Raw genomic sequence first — 21,099 nt, forward strand, 5'->3', positions numbered from 1 at the left:
GGACCAAACCCGCCGACGAAATCCTGCCTCACGCCACCCGTCAACGAACTTCAGACGCGCGACACTAGCTGCCGTCAGGCGGAGAATCCACCGTCGGCCTTGATCAACTGGCCGTTGATCCAGGACCCCTCGTCACCGACGAGGAACGCCACCACGGCACCGATATCGTCCGGTGTCCCGAACCGGTGGCTCGGCTGCTGGGCCAGACCGGCGGCGCGTACCTCATCGGTCATCCAGCCGGTGTCGACCGGCCCGGGGTTGAGCACGTTCGCGGTGATGTTGCGATCTGCCAGCTCACGGGTGCAGGCCAGGACCAGGCGGTCGAGAGCACCCTTGGTGACGCCGTACGGAAGATTGTGCACGTAATGATCACTGGTGAGCGCGATGATCCTTCCCCAGCCCGGAGCCTGCTGGGCGAATCCCTTGATCAACAGCCAGTTCGCGCGGACATTGACCGCATAGTGGCGGTCGAAGCTCTCGATAGTGGTGTCCATGATCGACGAGTCGACGCTCTCCGTGTGGGACAGCACCAGCACCGAGGCCGGCCGCCGCAACGCCGCTAACACATCATCGATCGAATCCGGCTCGGCGAGATCGGCCTCGACCAGCGTCACCGCCGATCCCGCGGACTCCAACTCCGCACGGATCGCGTCGGTCTGGCCGGACTCGCCGTGCACCCGGTTGTCGTACGCGCTGGAGTGGACCAGCACCAGGTCATGGGTCGGCGCGAGCCGACGCGCTATCCCGGTGCCGATGCTGCGTGCCCGTCCCACACCAGTGATCAGTGCGAGCGGACGACCTGGGCCTTGGACTGCCGACATGAACCGGAACCGTAGCTCAAACCGCCGACGTCACCCACCGGTTTTGCGATCAGGGCAAGATCGTCCGGCCGGTGAGCCTCAGCCGTCGGTTTCGGCACTGATGATCACGAAGTTCGGCAGTGCGACGTAGGACTCGGTGCCTTCGACACCGCTGTCCGCGGCGACCTGCGGATCGAGTCCCGGCTCGCACACCTCCGTGATCCGACAGCCCAGGGAGATGATCTGGTTGAGGTAGGCCGACAGCGGGCGGTGAAAATCGGGCGCATAGTCCCCAGGCATCTCATAGTCATCCAGATACCGGTCGAGCCGGTAGTGCCCGTACTTGCTCCAGATCCCGAAGAGGTCCTCGAACGCCGGATGAGTGAGCGAGAAGACGAATCGACCACCCGGCTTCAGTGCCGCGACGCACGCCGCCATCGCCGCCTTCCAGTCGGGTACGGCCAGCAGCACCATGCTGCAGACCACGGCGTCGAACGGTCTGCCGAGATCGGGCAGCTCCGCCAGGTCGGCCTGCACGAACGTGATGCCCTGACCGCGGTCCCGTTCGATCTCCCGGGCTCTCGCCCGCAGCGCGTCCGCCGGCTCCACCGCGACCACGTCGGCTCCGCGATCAGCCAGCAGCCTGCTGAAATAGCCTTCGCCGCTGCCGGCATCGAGAACCCTCCGACCGTCGAGGGCACCGAGCATCCGGAGCAGGTTCGCGTTCATCAGGTGGCGCTTGGGATAGTCACCCTGATCGTCATAGGCGCTGACCACATCGGCCGGCATCGTCGACCACGCGGCGATCGCCTCGGCGTTACTGATCTTGGACATGCGGACACACCTCTGCATTCAGAGTCAGCTGGCGGGATGAGCCCTCAACCTATCGCCACTCGCGCCGGATCACCGTGCTGACATCGAACGGGTCGCTCCCCCGCTGGGCAGCGAGCACACCGGCACCCTCGGGACTGCCGGTGTAGATCGCGTCCCCGCCGCCGATCCAATGGTCCCAGGCCTGGGCGAAGAGCCGAGCCCGGGCCGCGTTGGTGCCGAGCACCGACGGCACGGAGTGCCACACCACGCCGTCGGGCACGATCGACTTGCCGGCCCCGATCCGGGCCAGCTCCCGCCACGTTCGCTCCCGGGTGGTCACCACCCAACGCGGCAGGACGTAGCGAGGCTCCGCGATCGGGGCCAGCAACTCCTCCAGCGCCCTTGCGAAAAGCTCCGATTCGCTTTCGGTCACACCGTCCAGCCGGGCCCGGTACTCCCCGTCGGACTCCATCGACACGACCAGAGCGTCTGCTGCCCGCCGGACGAGCCCAGCCTCATGGAGCGCATCGGCGAGAGCCGACGCGATCCGGGCGACCGACGGTTGCTCAGTCGCTGCGGCGACCACCCTGCGGCCCTCCGCACCCTGCGCCCGGACCCGGGCGGCGTACGCGAGCGGCAGCGCGATCAGGGCGAACAACGACCACCCGTGGGTCAGGACGCCGGCCAGCACGCCGATGACCAGCACAACCAGGCTCGGCACCACCATCCGGGCGAACCACGGCGCCGGGGTGGGGTGCCGGATCTCGATCGCGGATTCCCGGATGACGACCTCGGCAGCCGCGTTGGCGGTGCCGAGACGTTGCCCCGGACCGGGCCGTACGCGGACGGTCCGGCCGGCCACATCGTCGTACGGCTGCCCGACGCGCCACCGCTCGCGGACCTCTTCGCGGTTGTCGGCCCGTACGGCCATCCGGGCGTTGATCGTGTCGAAGTCGGCACGGGATGGTGGCGCATACGGAGAGAACGCCGGGTCGATGTGGGCAACCCCGTCGACGACGACACCTGACTCGTCGACACCGAAGAACCCGGTGTGTTTGCGCACCAGCCGTTGCCAGTCGTTGTCGCCGCGCGGGTGGCCCTCGGCGACGCAGACGACCGTCCAGTTCAGGGCGACCTTGTCCGGTGCGGCCGGATCGATCCGCAGTGCCCGCCCGCGGGTCTGCACGACCGCCGTCGGGGTCGTGGCAGCGGTCAGGTCGACGACGCCGGTCACCCGTTGCGCGTCCCAGCCCTCGCCGAGCAGGCCCCTGGTGCCGACCAGCACATGACAGCCGCCGGCCTCGAAGAAGCGGGTCACGTGCGGCACCCAGGCGCGACTGCTCCACGGTCCGGTCAGGAGACAGAAGCCGGGCCCGTCGTCGATCTTCAGCTCCACGTCCGGAACCGTCTGCGCGAGCCGGGTGAGCGTGTCGCGTGAGCCGGCGATCGTCGAGGCGGTGACCAGCAGCGCGTCATCAGCCTCGAGATCGTTATCTGTGAGCAGGGCTTCCAGCACCGCGTAGGCGGACCCGGACTGCTCGTCGAGTACGCCGTCGAGATCTGCGGGCAGGGTCGCGCTGGCCCGCTCATGATCGGTGAGCACCAGCAGGCGTAACCGCTCGCCGAGGGCCAGTCGCTCCTGGGCGACGATCGCCGCGGTGGCGACGGTCTTCGACTCCGACCGCGCCAGCACCCGGTCGACCGGTGAGCGGCCGGCCCGGATGCCGTTGCGGGTCAGGACCTGGCCGACCGACGGGAGCGCGGCGCGGATCGCACCGAGGACATGATCATTCCCGGCTGCCCTGCGCAGACATCCGGTCACCCAGTCGTCGATCAGCAGCACCCAGTCCTGTGAGGTCGGGTCCCGCCGGTGTTGTTCGACCAGCACCGCTCCCTCGGGCATCGCCAGCAGCCCGGCGTGATGGAGGCGAAGGGCGGCGTCTGCGAGCTCCGGCTCCGATCGCATCAATCCATCCCACGACGACCCGCCCGAGCGGGTCACGAATCGCCGGTCCAGCCACACCAGGAACGGTGTCGTGCCGAACGCCGGATCCGTCAGCTGGGTGACGAGTTCGGTGAACCGCTCCGCGCTCTCGGCCAACCATGTCGACTCTGCCGCCGTCGGTTCGGTGAGCCAGACCAGCTCCGCGAACGGCGCCAGGTCGCCCTCCCGGACCACTGCGGGAATCGATGCCTCGAAGACCACCGCGCCGAACAGCTCCTCGACCAGCTCCGCTTCACCGGCGGTCATCGCCGCGGGCGGGGTCGCGGTCAGTCCGAGGACGCGCGCCTGCGGCAGCATGGCCAACAACTCGGCCAGCAGTCTGCCCCAGACCTCCAGCAGGTGGTGACACTCGTCGAGCACCAGCAGCAGCGGACCAGCGTGCTGCAACCGCCGTACGAGCTCCTTGCCGTTGTCATGCAGCTGCTCGATCAACGGTGCATCGTCCTCGGCCGCCGCATCGAACACGGCCAACGACTGGTAGGTCAACGAGCTCAACGCCGTGGCCAGGTCGCGATCGTCGCCGGCCTCGAGACCGGCCTGCGCCGACGCGTCGACCCACTGGTTCTGGATCGCCGTGTTCGGGCTGAGCACCACCGTGGGCAGCCCGAGCAGGTGCGCTGTCTCCACACCCAGCAAGGTCTTTCCGGCACCCGGAGGCAACACCACCCAGGCGCGGCGGCGGCCTTCGGACCAGGCCCGGTCGAGTGCCTCCATCGCGAGCCGTTGGTGCTTGCGCAGCGTCATGCCGCCATTCGAATCAGTCACGTCGGATCAGTCGCGCCGGTCAGTCGGCCTGGGGAACACCGGTCAGGATCTGCTCCAGCTGATCCCGGTCGGCCAACCGGTCGGGGCGGATGATCCGGTCCTCGGGCACCGAGTAGAAGATCGCGTCGACCTGATCGACATCGACACCGGACAGGCCAGCCCAGGCGACCCGGTAGATCGCCAACTGCAGCGGATCGTGGCTCTCGCCTCTCGAGGTCTTCCAGTCGACGATCCGATAGCGCACGGCACCGGACTCGTCATCGGCGACCCGGTAGACGGCGTCGATCCGGCCGCGGATCACCCGGCCGCCGAGCACCAACGTGAACGGCGCCTCGAGCGCGTACGGGCTGGACTCGCCGAACTGCCCGGCGGCGAACTGCTCGCACAACTCCCGGAATTCGGCCTCGCCGTCGACGTCCAGGTCGGCCCGATCGGCGAGCTCGTCGGGATCCAGCAGCGACGGCTGGCCGAGCATCCGACTGCCGAGCCGCTGCTCGATCCACTGGTGGAAGCGGGTGCCGAACCGCTGCCGGCGGGACGGCCGTCGCGGCATCGGCCGGGCCAGGTCGGTCGCGAATCCGCTCTCGTCGGCCCGGAGCTTGATCAACTCCGTCGCCGACAATGATTCCGGCAGGGTCACCGCGCCGGCTCCCCTGCGGGCGGCCAGGCTCTCGGCCAGCAGTCGATCGATATCGGAATCCCAGGCGGCAACGGTCTCCTCATCGTCCAGCAGCAAAGGTTCGGTCGCACCGGGCGACGGCTCGTAGCTGCCCGCACCGGACTGCCGGCGGCGGGCAGCCTGCACCAACTCGGCGGCGTGCCGGCGCCGGTCGAGCGCTTCCGGATCGAGCGGCCTGGGCCACGGCACCGGTGGCGCCTGGGTGTCGTGCGGGTTGGCGTCGCCGGGCGGCGGCGCCTGCGCGCCGACCCGGTCCTGGCGTACGGCCTCGGCGATAATCACCTGGAGGTAGCGGGACGGCTTGCGTGGTTTGACCAGCTCGGGGCGCCAGTTGTGGCCGCTGCCGACCAGCACCCTGCGGGCGCGGGTCGCGGCCACATAGGCCAGCCGGTCCTCGGCCAGGATCTGCTGGTCCTTCAGCCGCTGTTTGTAGTCGGTGATCGCCGGGTTGGCCGCCTCCGACAGTTGTGGGATCGACGCCCGATCGCCGCGCAGGTCGGCCGGCAGCACGCCGGCTGCGGTCACCCAGTTGTCGGTGACCCGATCACTGGGGAAGGTGCCCTGCATCAGGGCCGGCAGGAAGACCATGTCCCACTCGAGTCCCTTGGCCTTGTGCATGGTGAGCAGCTTCACCGATTCCCGGTCGGTCGGTACGGCCTGTTCGAGCCCGACACCGTGCTCGGATTCGGCACGCAGATAGGACAACAGACCGGACAGCGACGCCCGCCCGTCGACATCGGCGTAGTCGGCGACCGCGTCCAGGAACGCGCCGAGTTGATCACGTCGTTGGGTGCGGCCGAAGTCCGGTGTCGCCAGCAGTTCGACGTCCAGTCCGAGCACGCCGACCACCCGGCGGCACAGGTCGAGCAGCGGCTCGTCGCAGTGGGCCCGCAGGTAGCCGAGCTCGCCGGCGAAGTGGGTGAACCGGTTCCGGGTCTCCTCGCTGAAGCCCTCGCCCGGATCCTCCACCGCGTCCAGCAGACTGATCACCTCGGTGGGGTCGATATCGGCGACCGCCTCCTCCAGCGAGCCGAGCAGGCCGCCGACACCGTGATCGCCGTCCTCGTCGTCATCGTCATGATCAAGAGCGCGACCGTGATCATCGACCTGGGCCAGCTCCCGGGCGCGGCGGCCGAGCTGGGCAAGATCACCGGGGCCGACGCTCCAGCGCGGTCCGCTCAGCAACCTGATCAGCTCCGGGTTTGCGGTGACATCGTCGACCAGCCGCAGTGTGCTGACCACATCCATCACCTCCGGCAGCCCGAGCAGTCCGCCGAGGCCGACGATCTCGGTCGGCACGTCACGGCCGACCAGCTCGGCATACAGCGGTCCGATATCGGCGTTGCGGCGGGTCAGGATGGCGATCTCCGACCAGTGGTCGACCGTCCGGCTCTCGCGGGCGGCGATCACCTGGTCGGCGATCCAGCTGACCTCCTCGCCCCAGGTCTGGAAGGTGGCGGCCCGGACCTCTGCCGCACCGGCCTCGGGCGGTGCGAACAACATGCCGAGTCCGGACTCCTGCCCTTCGACAAGCTCAGGGCCTGTGAGTGAGTCGTCGGCGCGCAGCGGTTCGGAGAGTACGTTCGCCACGTCCAGGATGGTCTGGCCGCTGCGCCGGTTGACGGTCAGGGCGAAGCGGCGGCTGCGTCGGCCGTCGGTGCGCGGGAACTGGTCGGCGAATTCCAGGATGTTGCTGGCCGCCGCACCGCGCCAGCCGTAGATCGCCTGGAACGAATCGCCGACCGCTGTCACCGGATGCCCGCGTCCAGTGCGCTCGTCCGGCCCGGAGAACAGCCCGCGGAGCATGATCGCCTGGGCAGCCGAGGTGTCCTGGTACTCGTCCAGCAGTACGACCTTGAACTCGTTGCGGAGCAGCGCCGACACCTCGGGCACCTGGGTCGCCAACCTGGCCGCGACCGCCATCTGGTCGGCGAATTCGACGACGTCGAGACGGCGCTTGAGCGCCTGGTAGTCGTCGACCAGGCTGGCCAGCTCCAGCCGTTCGTCGAGGGCAGCCAGCGCTCGCTTGACCTCGGCGTACACCGCGCCGCGGTTGTTGACCGGAGCGGCCTCGAAGGCCAGCCGCCAGTGCCGGGCATGGCGATCCAGCGCGGAGGTCGGCACCAGATGCTGCTGCAGGTCCGAATCCAGTTGCAAGACGCGTTCGGTGACGGTCTGCGGTCGCAACCGCGAGATCTGTTCGAAGGGACCGGCGGCGGCCTCCACCACCCGAGAGGCCAACCGGAACCGCGCCGCGCCGGTGATCATGGTGCTCTCCGACTCCACACCCAGCCGCAGCCCGTGCTCGATGACCAGCCTGGCGGCGAATGCGTCATAGGTCATGATCACCTGTTCGCCGGCCTCGTCGACTCCCTGCTCGTCGATCACCGCGGCGCGGAGCAGCGCGGACCGCACCCGGGCCGACAACTCGGCGGCCGCCTTCCGGGTGAAGGTCAGCCCGAGCACCTCCTCGGGACGGACCTGCCCGGTGCCGACCAGCCACACCACCCGGGCCGCCATCACGGTGGTCTTGCCCGACCCGGCACCGGCAATGATCACGCCCGGCTCCAGCGGCGCGGTGATCGCGGTCAACTGCTGCAGCGAGAACGGGATGCCGAGAGCTTCGATCAGGTCGTCGGTGGATTCGAACCGACGGGGACCGCCGGCCGGCACGGCCGCCTCGGCTGTCACGAGACCACCTGCTTCCCCTCAGACTGGGCCGGGCAGCTGCCGCGGAACGGGCAGTACCGGCAGGCCGGACCGATCTTGGCGTCGAACGCCTCGCTCTGTACGATCCCGGCCGCCTCGGTCAGTCGCTGGTGGACCCAGGTCGGATAGCGGTCCCGGTCGGTCGGGTCGTCTGGCTCGATCGGGAACGGCACATCCGACAGCGCCGCCTGCTCGAACACCTTCGGCAGCGGCCCCTGGCCGTCGGGTAGCCGGAGATAGACCAACTCGGCTCCCCCGGTCTGGGCACCGGCCCCGGTGACCTCGGCGAACGCGCCCTCGGCCACCGCCAACTGATAGACACCCAGTTGATCCTGGACGGCGATGTCGGCGGCGGTCGGTGGACGCTTGCCGGTCTTGAAGTCCACGATCCGGATCCGGCCCAGCCGGTCGCGTTCGACCCGGTCGGCGGTCCCGGTCAGCCGCACCCGCTGGTCGCCGAGATCGATCTCGGTGCTGAAGGACACCTCGGTGCCGAGCAGCTCCCGGTCGGTCCGCGAGGACTGCCAGAGCGCGAACCGCTCCAGCGCCGACTCCGCCTCGATCCGCTCCGTGGCCGACAGCCAGTTGGCGTCGAAGTCGAGTTGGTCCCAGACCGAGTCCAGGTTGCGGGCCAAGGTCTGTTCGTCAAGTTCCTGCGTCGCGCCGTGTTCGGCCAGTACGTGGACGACCGAACCGAAGCTGGCGGCCGTGCCGCGGACGGATTCGCCGCGCGCCTTGCGCGCCAGGAACCACTGCCGCGGGCAGGCCAGCAACAGCGCCAGCTGGCTGCCCGACAGCTGGACCGGCGCATCCGGATGCTGGACCGGACTGATCGCCTCACTGAGCGGACGCATCCCCCACCAGCGCGACGGCCGGGCCGCGGGCGCCAGCGGCCGACCATGATCATCTTCGGCATCGGTCAGGCGTGCCAGCCGGACCGCGGCCGCATCCCGCAGCCGCGGCGGCGCCTGCGGATCGACGCTGATCCGACGAAGATCACCGATCAATGCCGGCAGCGACAGCGGCCGGGCCGGGCGGCCCGCCAACCTGCGGACCGTCACACCCAACTCGGTGATGAACCGGGACGGCTGGTCGTTCTCGCCGTCGGTGCCCTCGACCGCGGTGACCACCAGCCGCTGCGACGCGCGGGTGCAGGCGACGTAGAAGAGCCGCCGCTCCTCGGCGATCCGCGCCGCCGGCGGTTGTTGATCAGCCAGCCCGTGCCGGCTCAGCCGGTCGGCCTCCAGCAGCGATCCGCGCCGCCGGATGTCCGGCCAGCTGCCCTCCTGCACCGACGCGACCACGACCAGCGGCCACTGCAGCCCCTTGGCCCGGTGTGCGGTCAGCACCCGGACCGACGAGCCTCGGACGCCGGCCTCGTTGCGGGTGTCGGCCGGGATCTGCTGCCCCTCGACCTCGGCCAGGAAGCCCGTCACGCCCCGCAGCCCGGAGACCTCCTCGGACCGTCCGGCGACATCGAACAACGCAACGGCGGCGTCAAGATCACGATTGGCCCGTTGGCCGGTGTCGCCGCCCAGCCGGGCCTCGGCCCGCAGCCGCTCCGGCCAGGTCGTCCCGGACCACAGCGACCAGAGCGCCTCCTCGGCGGTCGCGCCGCCGACGATCTCCTCGCCGACCTGGCGCAACAGCACGGCCAGCCGCCGGGCGGCGTCGATCTCGGGCGCCTCCGGCAGCTCGTCCAGCCGGGACGGGTCCTGCAATGCTTCCTTGATCAACTCCGGCGACCGCCGGGGCAGGCCGGCACCGGCGAGCTCCTGCCGCTCAGCATTGCGGAGCATCCTGCCGAGCCGACGGATCGCCATACTGTCCAGCCCGCCCAGCGGCGAGGTCAGCAGCGCCTGGGCGTCCTCGGGTTGCAGGGTCTCGAGGCCGGCCGCGATCCGCAGACCCAGCAACAGCGGTCGGGTGGCGAGCTCGGCGGCCAGCGGAATCTCGTCGCCGGCCACTTCGACCGGCACGCCGGCCGCGGTCAGCGCCCGGGTCAGTCCCGGGATCCGTTGCCGTCCGTGCCGCACCAGCACCGCCATCTCGGACCAGTCAAGTCCGTCGGTCAGGTGCGCGCGGCGCAGCAGGTCGGCGATCTGCTCGGCCTCGGCCCCCGCCGTCACACAGGTGTACGCCTCTACCCGGCCGCGCGGCAGCGTGTCGGCCGAGACCGGCCGCCGGAGACCGTCGAGGACCGTCGCCGGAAGCGCCCGCTGGATGCCGAGCCGGTCGGCCAGACCCCGGCTGGCGGCCTGCAGCGCAACCCCACCGCGGTGGTTGGTCGGCAGCGCGATGACCGGTGCCGGCCTGCCGTCGGTGCCGAACCGGTCCGGGAAGTCGAGGATGCCGCGGGCCTCGGCTCCACGGAAGGCGTAGATCGACTGGTCCGGATCGCCGAAGACGATCACCTCCCGACCGTCCCCGGCCAGTTGGTGCAGCAGCCGGAGTTGGGCCGGGTCGGTGTCCTGGATCTCGTCGACCAGGACGGTGTCGATCTCGCTGCGCAGCGTGCCCAGGATCGCCGGGTCGGTGAGCAGGATCCGGCAGCGATGGGTGAGTTCGGCGTAGTCGATCACGCCCTCGGCATCCAGCACGTCGAGATATTCGTCGAAGAACTCGCCGATCGCCGACCACTCCGGACGGTCGGCGGCCTGACCGGCGTCGACCAGATCCTCCGGATCCATCCCCAACTGCCGGGCCTTGGCCAGCACCGCCCGCACCTCGGCGGCGAAACCGCGGGTCCCGAACGCCCGCCCGACCGATTCGGGCCAGCCGACCCGACCGGACTGCAGGCTGCCCTCGAGCACCTCACGCACCCGGAACTCCTGCTCGGGGCCGGTCAGCAGCCGCGGGCCGACCCTGTCGCCGGCGGATTCGGAATCGGCGAAACGGCGGATCATGGCATAGCAGAAGCCGTGGAAGGTCATCGCCCGGGGACTGCTGACCGAGCCTCCGAGCCCGGCGGCGATCCGGACCCGCAGGTCACTCGCGGCCCGGCGCGAGAAGGTGAGCGCCAGCACCCGCTCCGCGCTGCTGCGCCGGATCCGGTCGACCGCGGTCTCGACCAGGGTCGCGGTCTTGCCGGTGCCCGGACCGGCGATCACCAGCAGCGGGCCGCCGCGATGATCGACCACCTGCTGCTGGACCGGATCCAGCGTGATCTCCTGCCTCTCGGCGGGACGCCGGACGAGCGCGTAGGGCCGGCCAACGCCCGGCGCCGACGGCTGCTGCTCGGTCCGCGTCAGGCTCATGGGGCTATTGGAACATCCGCCGCTGACAACTGTCGGACCGGCGCACCGAGAGGTCCCGCTGGCGACACCGGTCGCTCAGTCGCAGGACCGTACGGGTCCGCAGGTTGTTCCCGACCGGGCGGAAGGGCCGGGCGGGTCAACCGGCACGGTGGATTCCCGCTGGCACAGTGACGAGATCCTCGCCCCGGTAGAGCAACGGCTTGCGGAGCCGCTGGTTTTGTGACCGAGGATGGTCTGCCCCGGGGCGACACGCCGTGGCGGCTCGATCGTCGGCGACAGAATCAGCGGAAATGGAAACAGCGACGTTGCCCGGACCAGGATCCGGTGCGGGCATCCGAGGGGGCGGCTCGGGTTCTCCGGACGCTGGTCAGATGGGGCCGCTCTCCGGACTGCTACAGATGTCTGGTCGGGTCCATGCGTTGGTGCAGGATGCGGACAATGTCGACGGTCTCGGCAGTCTCGACGTAGAACAGCAAGTGGCTCTCGATCCCGTAGCGGCGGTAGCCCTCGCGGATGTCGTCGCAGGGGCGTCCGCGTTCGGGATCTGTGGCAATGCGTTCGATTGCCGTGCGGATCTCGGCGGTGTACTTCTCGGCCTGGTTCGTGTCCCAGTGTTCTTCGGTGAAGTCCCAGATGTCGGACATGTCATGCTGCGCGGCGGGTGTCAGCCGATAGGTCTTCACTGCTTCTTCGAAGCGACGAACGCGTCAAAGTCGAAGGTCTCGGGCGTTCCGCTTGTTTCGCCGGCGACAAGGGCGGCGCGCAGGCTGGCGAGGTGCGTCTCGTGGTCCTCCAGCAGGCGCAGGCCTGCTCGGACGACCTCGCTGAAGGAGCGGTAACGCCCCGAAGCGACTTCGCGGGAGAGGAAGTCGGTGAAGTGGTCGTCGAGGCTGACTGAGGTGTTCTGAGCCATGCGTCGAGAGTACCAAAGATTGGTACTCATCGTTCGCTGGTCCGGCGACAGGTCGGGGTTCGATGGGCTGAGCAACATCGCGTTGCTTCCCCGGCTGAAATGCCGGGGTTTGCTCAGGGGGCTGACTGATGACGGAATTGCTGGTCGGCTATGCACGGGTGTCGACCGAAGATCAGGATCTGACCGGCTGGCCCGGTCAGTGCCGGATGCGTGGGCGATCGGGGAGGAACTGACGGCGACTGGTGTCCGGTTGAGTCTGGGTGGCAACTCGGCATACAGGCAGCGCGGACCAGGCGGGCCGGCTGAGCGTACGGTATCGCCTCACCCAGGCTGCCCGGGCCGACATCGTCTCGATTCTGGCGTGGTCTGAGGAGCAGTTCGGTGAGGAGTCACGACGAGCGGTACCAAGCCTTGATCGCCGCTGCCGCTCGCGATGCGGCGTCGCGCCCCGACTCTGTCGGTCGGAATGACCGTGCGATGATGAAACCGATGATGTCGATGATTTGATCGGCCCGGGTTCGACAGCTCGGGCGACGACGGAGCTTTGCGCAGACACCGAGTCTGCTGCCAGCACGTGGACCACCTGGAGTCCACATGTCCGATCCGTTGTCCCCAATGCCCATACAGAGCCACCCCGGTCGTGGGTGCCGAGCAGACCTTGATCATCTTCCAGGAGCCAGAAAACATGTCACGCAATCCATCCATCCCGCCCGTCCCGCATGGGTATGAGCTCGACCCGGAGCTGCATCGCATCCTGCGCGGAGACCCACCTGCCGACGCGTTGGCCTGGGTGTGCCGCCAGGTCGGCGCGTCCCAGGTCGTCGACGTACGGCCCCTGCCCGGTGGGACGTCGTCGGCGGTCCATTACGTCCTGCTCCGCAGTCGGGGCGGGACGATGCTGCCGGTGATCCTCCGCCGATACGTACTGAACTGGATCGCCGAGGAGCCCTGGACCCCAGCGAATGAGGCCGACGTGTTGCGGCTGCTGGCAGACAGTTCGATCGCGGCGCCGCGACTGCTGGCCGCCGACCCGGACGGCAGCGCGACCGGTACGCCGACGATCGTGATGTCGGCGCTGCCCGGCGAGGTCGACTGGCGACCAGCTGATCTGAACGACTGGTTGCGGCGGCTCGCCGAAGCGTTGCCGGAGGTGCACTCGGTCCCGGTGGCCGCAGGGTTGCGCCGGTTCGCCCCCTACCCGCCGGAACAGCGGCTGCCACCCCGGTGGAGCAAGCACCCGGCTGCGTGGGAGCGGGCGATCACCCTCTTCGAAGGCGACCAGCCCGAGGTGCCGCAGGTCTTCATCCATCGCGACTACCACCCGGGCAACGTGTTGTGGTCCGGTGGACGGATCAGCGGGATCGTCGACTGGACCAGTGCCTGCATCGGCGGCGCAGCGGCCGACGTCGCTCACTGCCGGGCAAACCTGGTCGGTCATTTCGGTCAGCAGGTCGCAGATCGCTTCCTGAGCATTTGGATGTCGGTGTCCGGGACAACCGAGTACCACCCCTTCTGGGATCTGACCGACGTCATCTCCTGGACCGGGGATGACGACAAGCCGGACCCGGCACTGGACGAGTTCGTCGCCGCGGCGGCCGCGAAGCTCTGAGGCCGGCTGACGGTCGGAACGGCGTGAACACCGATACGGTCGGCGCACCAGCTGGATCGATCAGCCGGCTGCTGGCGTCTCGTGAGCTGGCAGCCGTGAGGTCAGGCCGTGCTCCCGGCTGTAGCCGGTCTCCAGATCGCTGATCCGGGCGGAGATGATCCCGCTGGCGTCGACGGCGGCAGCGAAGCCGTACGCAAGTTCGACGCCGGTGTCGGCAACCACACAAGGGAAGTAGTCCTGGGTATCACCGTCGGAATCGGTGAATCCCAGCACCGGGTAGTTGCCCCGGTCGACACCACGGGCCCAGGGTCCGATCGGGCGAAGGTATGGCACTGCCGTTGCATGCTGGTTCCCGGACCGTTACCCGCGCCGTGTGCAAGTCAGCTGACCTGCGTGATGTCTGTCTGCGCGAAGTCGCTGCCCTTGAAGAGCAGCGGTGCGCCGGAGATCTTGGCCAGGGCGTAGGAGAAACAGTCACCGAAGTTCAACGCCGCGGGATGACGGCCCTTGCCGAATCGCTGCCAGGCAGCAACGGCGACCAAAGCCGTCTCCCCGTCAACAGGCACGACCTCGGCACCGATCTGTTCGATCAGCAGCCGAAGGTCCTGAGCAGCGCCGTTTCCCTGCCTGGCCTCGACCACGATGGCCGCCTCGACCAAGGTGGCTGCACTGATCAGACAGTCACCGGCATTTCCAAGCATCGCGGTAGTGAACCTCTCTGCATCGGATTCACCGAGGATGACGGCCACCAGCGCGGAGGTGTCGAGCGTGATCGTCATCTCAGACGGGTATCCCGTGCCGGTCGTATCCAAGGATGTCTTCGGCAGAACGCTGGTCGAGCATGGGGCGTGCCCTGCCGCGCTGGACGATTGCGTCCAGTTCTGCGGCCTGGGCAGCGGTGTTGCTTCGCGCGCGAACGCGCGCAAGCCGCTCCGCAAGAGCAACTCGGGCGGCGACGGTGATGCTCTCCCCGGTCGCCTGCGCCAACTCGCGGGCCAGCCGATCAGTCTCGGCATCCTTGATGTTGAGAGCCACGATTCCACCGTATCAGGCAGAAAGGAACATCTGAAGGTGGAATGGCCGCAACGTCAGCGCGGTAGCCGTCCGTCCCGCAGCGCTTCGATGAGGGCGGCCAGCACCGTGGCCACCAGCGCGGTGCCGACCAGCCAGTCACCCAACGATGCCCACTGACCGCTGTCCGGGATCGCCGCCGGGACCACCCGCGCCATGGCGCCGAACGCGACCACCAGCAGGCCGAAGACGCTGTTGGCGAACAGCAGCATCACCCGCGACGGGATCCCGATCCGCCGGCCGGCCGTGTTGGCCCACGCCGAGCCGGTCAGCAGGTCCCAGGTCAGGCCGAACAGCGCCAGCCCGACACCGGAGTAGCCCAGGACGGCGCCGACCGGGTCGGAGATGAAGTCCCGGGAGGCCACCAGCCCGGACAGGACGACGGCGACGGTCAGCACGGCCGCCCGCTCCCGGGTCAGCCGGCGGGCGACGGCCAGCGCGATGATCGTGATCAGGATCCCGGCACCCGCGACCAGATCGAAGACCGAGAGGTTGAAGCCGTCCTCCTGCCCGAGCCCCGGCACGAGGGCGAGCAGCCCGGCCCCGAGCAGTATCGCCGTCGCACCGAGCAGCATCGCGATCCGCCGGTTCCCCCGCCGGGCGGACCTGATCGCGACGGCAAGGACAACGGCGCCGACCACGGCACGCAGTGCTCGGACGACATCGGGCGAGCTGATCCGGGCGATCAGTGCGGTATTGAGCCAGCCGATCCGCCCCTGCGGGTCAAGCGCGATCACGATGGTGAGGCCGAACACAGCGATGGTCAGCGGCAGTTGGACCGCCACCAGACCGACGCCGATCGGAAAGGCGGTCCTGCTGGCGTGCTCCGACAGGTCGGCGAGCTCCTCATGATCATCGCGTTGCCGATCATGAACCGCGATCCGGTCAATCATCAGGAGCGCCGCCGCGAGCGCGATCATCACGACAACGGAGCTGATGATCGTCGGCGCCGCGATCTCGACCCGGTCCCAGCGGCTGAAGTCGTACACCAGCTTGGCCAGCCGGGCTGCGGCCACGACGCCGAGGATGGGATAGAGCACCCTGCGGCCGGCGATCCGTTGCAGGAGTTTTCCGGCGGACACGCTGGCGCGGACGGTCAATTCGGCGACCGCAGTGCCGGCCGCGAACAGCGCCGGGACGGCCAGCACGCCCAGCAGGCTGAGCGTTTCGAGCAACGAGGTGCGGGCCAGGTCGAATCCCAGCGGCGCAACACCGAAGGAGTCCTGCAGCACACCGCTGATGATCGCGGCCCCGACCAGCACCAGCACCAGCGGGAATTCCCACCAGGCGTAACTACGGCCGGCTCTGATGATCACCAGCACCAACATCCCGATCATGATCAACACGACCGGGACGAACAACAACCGTGCGGGGCCGAACCCGGTGACGTGCAACCCCCAGATGCCGATCACGATCTCCGTCACGGCAAGGCTGAGCAGCCGCAGCCACCAGGGACCGTGCAGCCCCGCGGACTGGACCAGCGCGACGATCCCGATCAGCATCACCATGATCAACCCGAGCAATGGTCGCGGCAGCGCGGATGCCGGCAACGACGGGTCGACGCTGAGTGGCAGGGCCGTCCGCGAGGTCGCGGCCAGCACGGTGGTGATCAGCCCGAGGACGTACAGACCGCTGCCGACGACTGCGACGCCGGCCAGACCGTACGGCCAGGACCGATTGCGGAGCCTGCCCTCAAGGATCGGCTCGACGATGACCATGATCACGAACGACCGCAGCACCACCATGATGCGATCGCGGAGCCGCGGCCGCAGACCCGGCCGAGATACCGGCGCCGTACCCGTGGTCACGACGCTGTCCAGACGTGAACACTGGCCCAGTCCGCGCCGAAGATCCAAGCGCCGGTGGGATCGACCAGCGGTCGCGGATCGTACGATCCGGCCGGCACCGGGATCGTGATGGACCTTGCCGTACCGTCGGGATGATCATGGACATCGACGGAACCCTGCCGCCAGCCCAACCAGCTACGACCGTCGGCCGACACCGCCGCGTACGCCGGTCCGGTCCATTGCGGCACACCGTTGCCGGAGAGCAGCGTCGTCCGGCTGGTGCCGTCGACGAGGAGCCGGGATCCCAGCGCGAGGACCTGCCGTACGGAGCCCGGCAGGCCCCGGCGCCACAGGTGGGCACCGGTCGCTGCGTCGAAGGAGTGCACGTTGTGGCCTTCGGCCACCACGAACCGGTTCCCGGCGCTGATCAACCCATCGACGGCGGGCAGGCTCACCTGCCAGCGCTGCCGACCGGTCTGTCGATCAAGTCCGACGAGTCCGCCCGGACTGGTCGGGACGGCGATCACGCCGGCTGCTGCGGCGAGTGGCATCCCCGGAACAGCACCCACATGCTGCCGCCAGCTGACCACTCCCCTCGCGCTGTCGATCATGACGACCGTGCCGTTGCTGGTCAGGGTGGCCACCGCGGAGTTCGGTCCCGGGATGATCACCGGGGCGGCGACTGCGACGTCACCGAGGTCCTGCCGCCACAGCAGTCGGCCGTCGGAGCGATAGCTGACCAGTTGCCGCTGCGAGGTCACCACGACGATCTGATCACCGGAGGCCGTCAGCCCGATCACCGTGCCGCCCGGATGCACCCGCCAGGCCGCGACCTGGCCGCCGGCGCGATCGTTGCTGTCCGATCGCAGTCCGACCAGGTCGCTGCCCTGCTGGGTGGCCCGGACCTGGACGCCATCGGCGGTCCGCACCGGCTGCAGCGTCGACGGCTCGCCGAGCAGAGCGGCTCGCGGATCACCGGGAGCGGGTTGGACGGGGACGACCCGTTGCGCCGACCAGTCGGCACCAAGTGGCCACAGGTCGTGGGTCTGGTGCGTGTCGACTCCGCCCACGCCGGGTGCTTGGACCAAGTGCAGCCTGGCCGGATCTGAGCCAGCTCCGACGGCGACGACGCCGCTTCCCGGACACCAGGTCCGGGTGGAGTCCTGGCGATGATCACCGAGGCGCTCGGTGATCGTCACGGAGCCGGTGATCTCGACGCAGTCGTGCGGGATCGGCACGCTGCTGAACGTGCCGGAATAGCGGCCCGCGTAGGCCTCGGGGCCGTCCGTGCCGGTGATCGTGCCGCGGACGCTCCATCGGTCCGCCGCACCGCCGCCTGGTGCTGTCAGTTGCAATGCCGGACTGTAGGAACGCAGCCGGTCACCGTCCGATTCGGCGATCAACGCGATCCCGTGATCGGTCCGATAGACCGAGACCGTCGCCGGCCGGTTGTCCGTTGCGGCGGCCGGCGCGGACCGGGTCCGCCACAGCTGCCCGCGGTAGCCGACGCCAACGGATCCGAGCACGGCCCGGGACAGACCCGGTTCGACCGACTGGGCGGCCTCCCCCACACCCAGGACGGCCGTCTCCACGCTGGTCACCTGGGAGGTAGGGCTCGCGCCCAGGTACTTGACCTCTCCGTCGGGTGGCACATAGGCCGACTGCGGCCGACTGGACCAGGCCGGCACGTCGGCCGCGTACAGACAAACCGCGACGATCGCGAGGCAGGCCAGACAGAAGACGACCGGGAACAGGCTCTCAACCGTGAGCCGGCGCGTGCGTCGTTGACCAGTCGCCCCCGGCCCACTCCCGTCCCCCACGGAATCCACCTGCTCTTGATACTTCATCGGAAGGGCATCCTGGGTGCCGATTCGGCAGATTGGGTGAACTGCCGCGCAAGCGTGTCAGAACCGCCGGTTGGCCAGCACCGGGATGATCTTGCGGACCTCGGAGACCTGACCCGGATCGATATCGGTGATCAACAACTCCGGCTCCGCCCCGGCGCCGGCGATCGCACCGCCGGACGGGTCGATCACGGCGCTATAGCCGACCCCGGTCGGCGCACTCCCGGCCTGGCGGTGTCCCTGGGTCGCGGGGTCGGCCTGTCCGGCCGCCAGGATGAAGCAGGTGCTGTCCAGCGCCCTCGCCTGGGTCAGCAGCTGCCACTGCTCGACCTTCCCGGGCCCGGCACCCCAGGACGCCGACACGATGATCACCTCGGCACCACGTTCGGCCAGGGTTTGGTAGAGGCCGGGGAAGCGTACGTCATAGCACAGGGTCAGGCCGATGCTGGTGCCGGCGACCTCGATGATCACCGGTTCGGTGCCGGCGACGACCGTGTCGGACTCGGCGAAGCCGAAGGCGTCGAACAGATGGATCTTCTGGTAACTGGCCAGCCCACCCGGCCCCGTCGCGACCAGGGTGTTGATCACCTTCTGCCGTCCGTCCGGTCCGGTCTGACCACCTGGGGTGAACATGCCTGCAACGATCGTCGGCCCGTACGTCTGGGCGATCGTCGTCAGCCGGCCGACCCATGATCCGTCGAGCGGTTCGGCGACGGTGTCCAGGCGATTTCCGAAGGCGCACATCATGGCCTCGGGGAAGATCACCAGTTCGGCACCCCGCTCGGCAGCCCGCCGGGTGGAGTCCTCGACCAGGTCCAGGTTGGCCTGCGGATCGGCGGTGCTGGTCAGTTGGGCGAGCGCAACGCGCATCAGGCCACTTCTCCTTTGTCGACGTCGGTGCCGCGCAGTCCGAGCATGAACAAGATCGCATCCAGATACGGGACCGAGACCGTGACCGCAGCCTGTTCGCGGACGGCGGGTTTCGCATTGAATGCGATGCCCATCCCTGCTGCGGCCAGCATGTCCAGATCATTGGCGCCGTCCCCGACCGCGACGGTCTGGGACAGCGGAACCCCTTCCACGGCGGCGATCTCGGCGAGCAGCGCGGCCTTGCGGGCACGGTCCACGACTCCTCCCAGGACCTCGCCGGTCAGCCGGCCGTCGATGATCTGCAGAGTGTTGCCGAATGCATGATCGAGATCGAGTTGCTGTTGCAGCCACTCGGTGAAGACCGTGAATCCGCCGCTGACGATCGCGACCGCGAAACCCAACCGCTTCAGCGTCCGAACGAAAGTCCGGGCGCCGGGGGTGAATTCGATCCGTCCCTGCACCCGCGCGATGGCGACCTGGTCGAGCCCGCGCAGCAGCCGGACCCGTTCGCGCAAGGAGCCCTCGAAATCGAGCTCGCCGCGCATCGCCCGCTCGGTGATCCCGGCCACCTGGTCCGAGCAGCCGGCCTCCTCGGCCAGCAGGTCGATCATCTCGTTCCTGATCAAGGTCGAGTCGACGTCCATCACGACCAGCCGTTTGGCCCGGCGCTCCAGACCTCCTGCCTGGACAGCGATGTCGATCTGTTGATCACGGGCGATCTGCAGCAGTTGCCGGCGTAACCGGTCAAGATCACCGGCGATCACCGAGAAGTCGTAGGCCGTCACCGGCTCAGTGGCCAGCCGCAGGATCCGGTCCACGGTGCCACCGGTGTCGGCGACCGCACCCGCGACCGCGGCCAGGGCCTCCGGGCTGAGCCGCTCGCCCAGCACGGTGATCGCCTGCCGCGGCAGCATCGAACGTTGCGAGGTGGATTCGACGTGCTCGAATTCGACCGACAACGCGTTGGTGTGGCCCCAGTAGAGGATGTCGCGCACCAACCCGGAGTCGGCGCCGTCGATCCGGGCCAGCACGTCCAGGGTGAGCCGCTCGCGGACCACTAGCTGTTCCATGTCCTCCACGGCAGCACCGGCATCGGCCAGCAGGGTCAGCAGCCCGTGGATCACCCGAGGCCGGTCCCGGCCGGAGACCCTGATCAACAACGGCACCGCGCTCATCCGGCCAGCTCCCAGGCCAGCAGTTCACAGTCGGTTGCCGCGGTGATCGTCAGCGGCTGGGCTTCGGTGATCCGTACGGCATCGCCCTCGGCCAACGCGCCCACCGCCTCGACCTCCACCGCACCACGAGCGACGTACAAGTGCACACGGCCTCCGTCGACCGGCAGCGTCCGGCTGAGGCCCGGCGCCATGATCGTCGACCACAGCGTCGATCCGCGACTCTTGATCGTGATCGCGGCGTCCGCGCGGGATCCCGACGCCACCGGCACCCACTCGGCTGAGAGTGCAGCCGCCGGCACGTCGTGCTGGTCATAGGAAGGATCCAGCCCGGATTCGTCCGGCAAAATCCACATCTGGAGATAGTTGGCCGGCTGCACCACCCGGTCGGGCTCGATCCGCCAGCCGTCGGTGCCGCGGTAGGCGTCATTGCGTTCGGAGTGCAGGATCCCGCTGCCGGCGCTCATCCGCTGTGCCAGACCTGGATAGACGATCCCCGAATGGCCGCGAGAGTCCTGGTGCACCAGTGCTCCGGACAGCACCCAGGTGACGATCTCCGCCTCGGCGTGCGGGTGCGTGTCGAATCCGGCCCCGGCGCCGACCAACTCGTGGTTGTGCACCACCAATGGACCGAAACCGACATTGTCCGGGTCGTAGTGCGGGCCGAAGGAGAAACTGCTCGCCGACCGCAACCAGTCGGTACGGGTCTCGAAGCGGCCGTCCGCGCGGCGGATCTGGATCGTCGGTGCGGGCACGGCCCGATTCTCCCATGCGACTCCACACCCACACGCCTGCAGCCGAAGGA

Annotated in this window: 16 protein-coding genes; 1 reads left to right on the top strand and 15 read right to left on the bottom strand. The window is 69.0% G+C overall.

All coding sequences use genetic code 11. The features are described 5' to 3' along the window. Positions 1-74: 74 nt before the first annotated feature. The 7 genes from IEY07_RS12810 to IEY07_RS12840 form a co-directional block, all read right to left on the bottom strand. Complete coding sequence (locus tag IEY07_RS12810) at positions 75-821, bottom strand: SDR family oxidoreductase (protein ID WP_188895789.1); 747 nt, start codon at positions 819-821, stop codon at positions 75-77. 78 nt (positions 822-899) lie between these two features. Then, a complete protein-coding gene (locus IEY07_RS12815) occupies positions 900-1,634 on the bottom strand; it encodes a class I SAM-dependent methyltransferase (protein ID WP_188895790.1) in 735 nt (244 codons plus the stop codon). Positions 1,635-1,683: 49 nt separating this feature from the next. Continuing rightward, the gene (locus tag IEY07_RS12820; RefSeq protein WP_229670051.1) at positions 1,684-4,383 is read right to left on the bottom strand and encodes a DEAD/DEAH box helicase family protein; all 2,700 of its coding nucleotides are present in this window, start codon (positions 4,381-4,383) and stop codon (positions 1,684-1,686) included. 19 nt (positions 4,384-4,402) lie between these two features. Further along, complete coding sequence (locus IEY07_RS12825) at positions 4,403-7,753, bottom strand: ATP-dependent helicase (RefSeq protein WP_229670052.1); 3,351 nt, start codon at positions 7,751-7,753, stop codon at positions 4,403-4,405. Then, positions 7,750-11,028, bottom strand: coding sequence for an ATP-dependent helicase (locus tag IEY07_RS12830; RefSeq protein WP_188895791.1), 3,279 nt, complete (start codon positions 11,026-11,028; stop codon positions 7,750-7,752). Before IEY07_RS12830 ends, IEY07_RS12825 begins: the two co-directional genes overlap by 4 nt. Before the next feature lie 392 nt (positions 11,029-11,420). Continuing rightward, positions 11,421-11,711, bottom strand: a complete 291-nt coding sequence (locus IEY07_RS12835; RefSeq protein WP_188895792.1) for a type II toxin-antitoxin system RelE/ParE family toxin — start codon at positions 11,709-11,711, stop codon at positions 11,421-11,423. Next, positions 11,708-11,941 (bottom strand): type II toxin-antitoxin system ParD family antitoxin, encoded by a 234-nt coding sequence (locus IEY07_RS12840; RefSeq protein ID WP_188895793.1) that lies wholly within the window; start codon positions 11,939-11,941, stop codon positions 11,708-11,710. Before IEY07_RS12840 ends, IEY07_RS12835 begins: the two co-directional genes overlap by 4 nt. 685 nt (positions 11,942-12,626) lie before the next feature. On the opposite strand from IEY07_RS12840, the gene IEY07_RS12845 reads away from it, so the two are divergent. Then, positions 12,627-13,550, top strand: coding sequence for a phosphotransferase family protein (locus IEY07_RS12845; RefSeq protein ID WP_188895794.1), 924 nt, complete (start codon positions 12,627-12,629; stop codon positions 13,548-13,550). Positions 13,551-13,610: 60 nt separating this feature from the next. On the opposite strand, the gene IEY07_RS12850 is transcribed toward IEY07_RS12845, so the two are convergent. The 8 genes from IEY07_RS12850 to IEY07_RS12885 are packed head-to-tail and all read right to left on the bottom strand — an operon-like array spanning position 13,611 to position 21,049. Beyond that, positions 13,611-13,883 (bottom strand): hypothetical protein, encoded by a 273-nt coding sequence (locus IEY07_RS12850; protein WP_188895795.1) that lies wholly within the window; start codon positions 13,881-13,883, stop codon positions 13,611-13,613. 47 nt (positions 13,884-13,930) lie between these two features. Beyond that, positions 13,931-14,329, bottom strand: a complete 399-nt coding sequence (locus IEY07_RS12855) for a type II toxin-antitoxin system VapC family toxin (protein ID WP_229670053.1) — start codon at positions 14,327-14,329, stop codon at positions 13,931-13,933. 1 nt (position 14,330) lies between these two features. After that, on the bottom strand, positions 14,331-14,585 hold the full coding sequence (locus tag IEY07_RS12860; protein WP_188895796.1) for a type II toxin-antitoxin system VapB family antitoxin: 255 nt from the start codon (positions 14,583-14,585) through the stop codon (positions 14,331-14,333). Positions 14,586-14,638: 53 nt separating this feature from the next. Continuing rightward, entirely contained in the window at positions 14,639-16,429 is a 1,791-nt protein-coding gene (locus IEY07_RS12865; protein ID WP_188895797.1) for a hypothetical protein, read from the bottom strand. Continuing rightward, positions 16,426-18,255 carry an outer membrane protein assembly factor BamB family protein gene (locus tag IEY07_RS12870; RefSeq protein WP_188895798.1) on the bottom strand — a complete coding sequence of 610 codons (1,830 nt, stop codon included), beginning with the start codon at positions 18,253-18,255 and terminating at the stop codon, positions 16,426-16,428. The genes IEY07_RS12865 and IEY07_RS12870 overlap by 4 nt, the downstream gene beginning before the upstream one ends. Positions 18,256-18,312: 57 nt before the next feature. Next, on the bottom strand, positions 18,313-19,122 hold the full coding sequence (locus IEY07_RS12875) for a carbon-nitrogen hydrolase family protein (protein ID WP_188895799.1): 810 nt from the start codon (positions 19,120-19,122) through the stop codon (positions 18,313-18,315). Next, positions 19,122-20,297: a phosphoserine phosphatase SerB gene (gene serB, locus IEY07_RS12880; RefSeq protein WP_188895800.1), complete on the bottom strand. Its 1,176-nt coding sequence runs from the start codon at positions 20,295-20,297 to the stop codon at positions 19,122-19,124. The genes IEY07_RS12875 and serB overlap by 1 nt, the downstream gene beginning before the upstream one ends. Beyond that, the gene (locus tag IEY07_RS12885) at positions 20,294-21,049 is read right to left on the bottom strand and encodes a pirin family protein (RefSeq protein WP_188895801.1); all 756 of its coding nucleotides are present in this window, start codon (positions 21,047-21,049) and stop codon (positions 20,294-20,296) included. The genes serB and IEY07_RS12885 overlap by 4 nt, the downstream gene beginning before the upstream one ends. Between the last annotated feature and the right edge of the window lie 50 nt (positions 21,050-21,099).

Source organism: Microlunatus endophyticus, assembly GCF_014646195.1.
Lineage (GTDB): Bacteria > Actinomycetota > Actinomycetes > Propionibacteriales > Propionibacteriaceae > Microlunatus > Microlunatus endophyticus.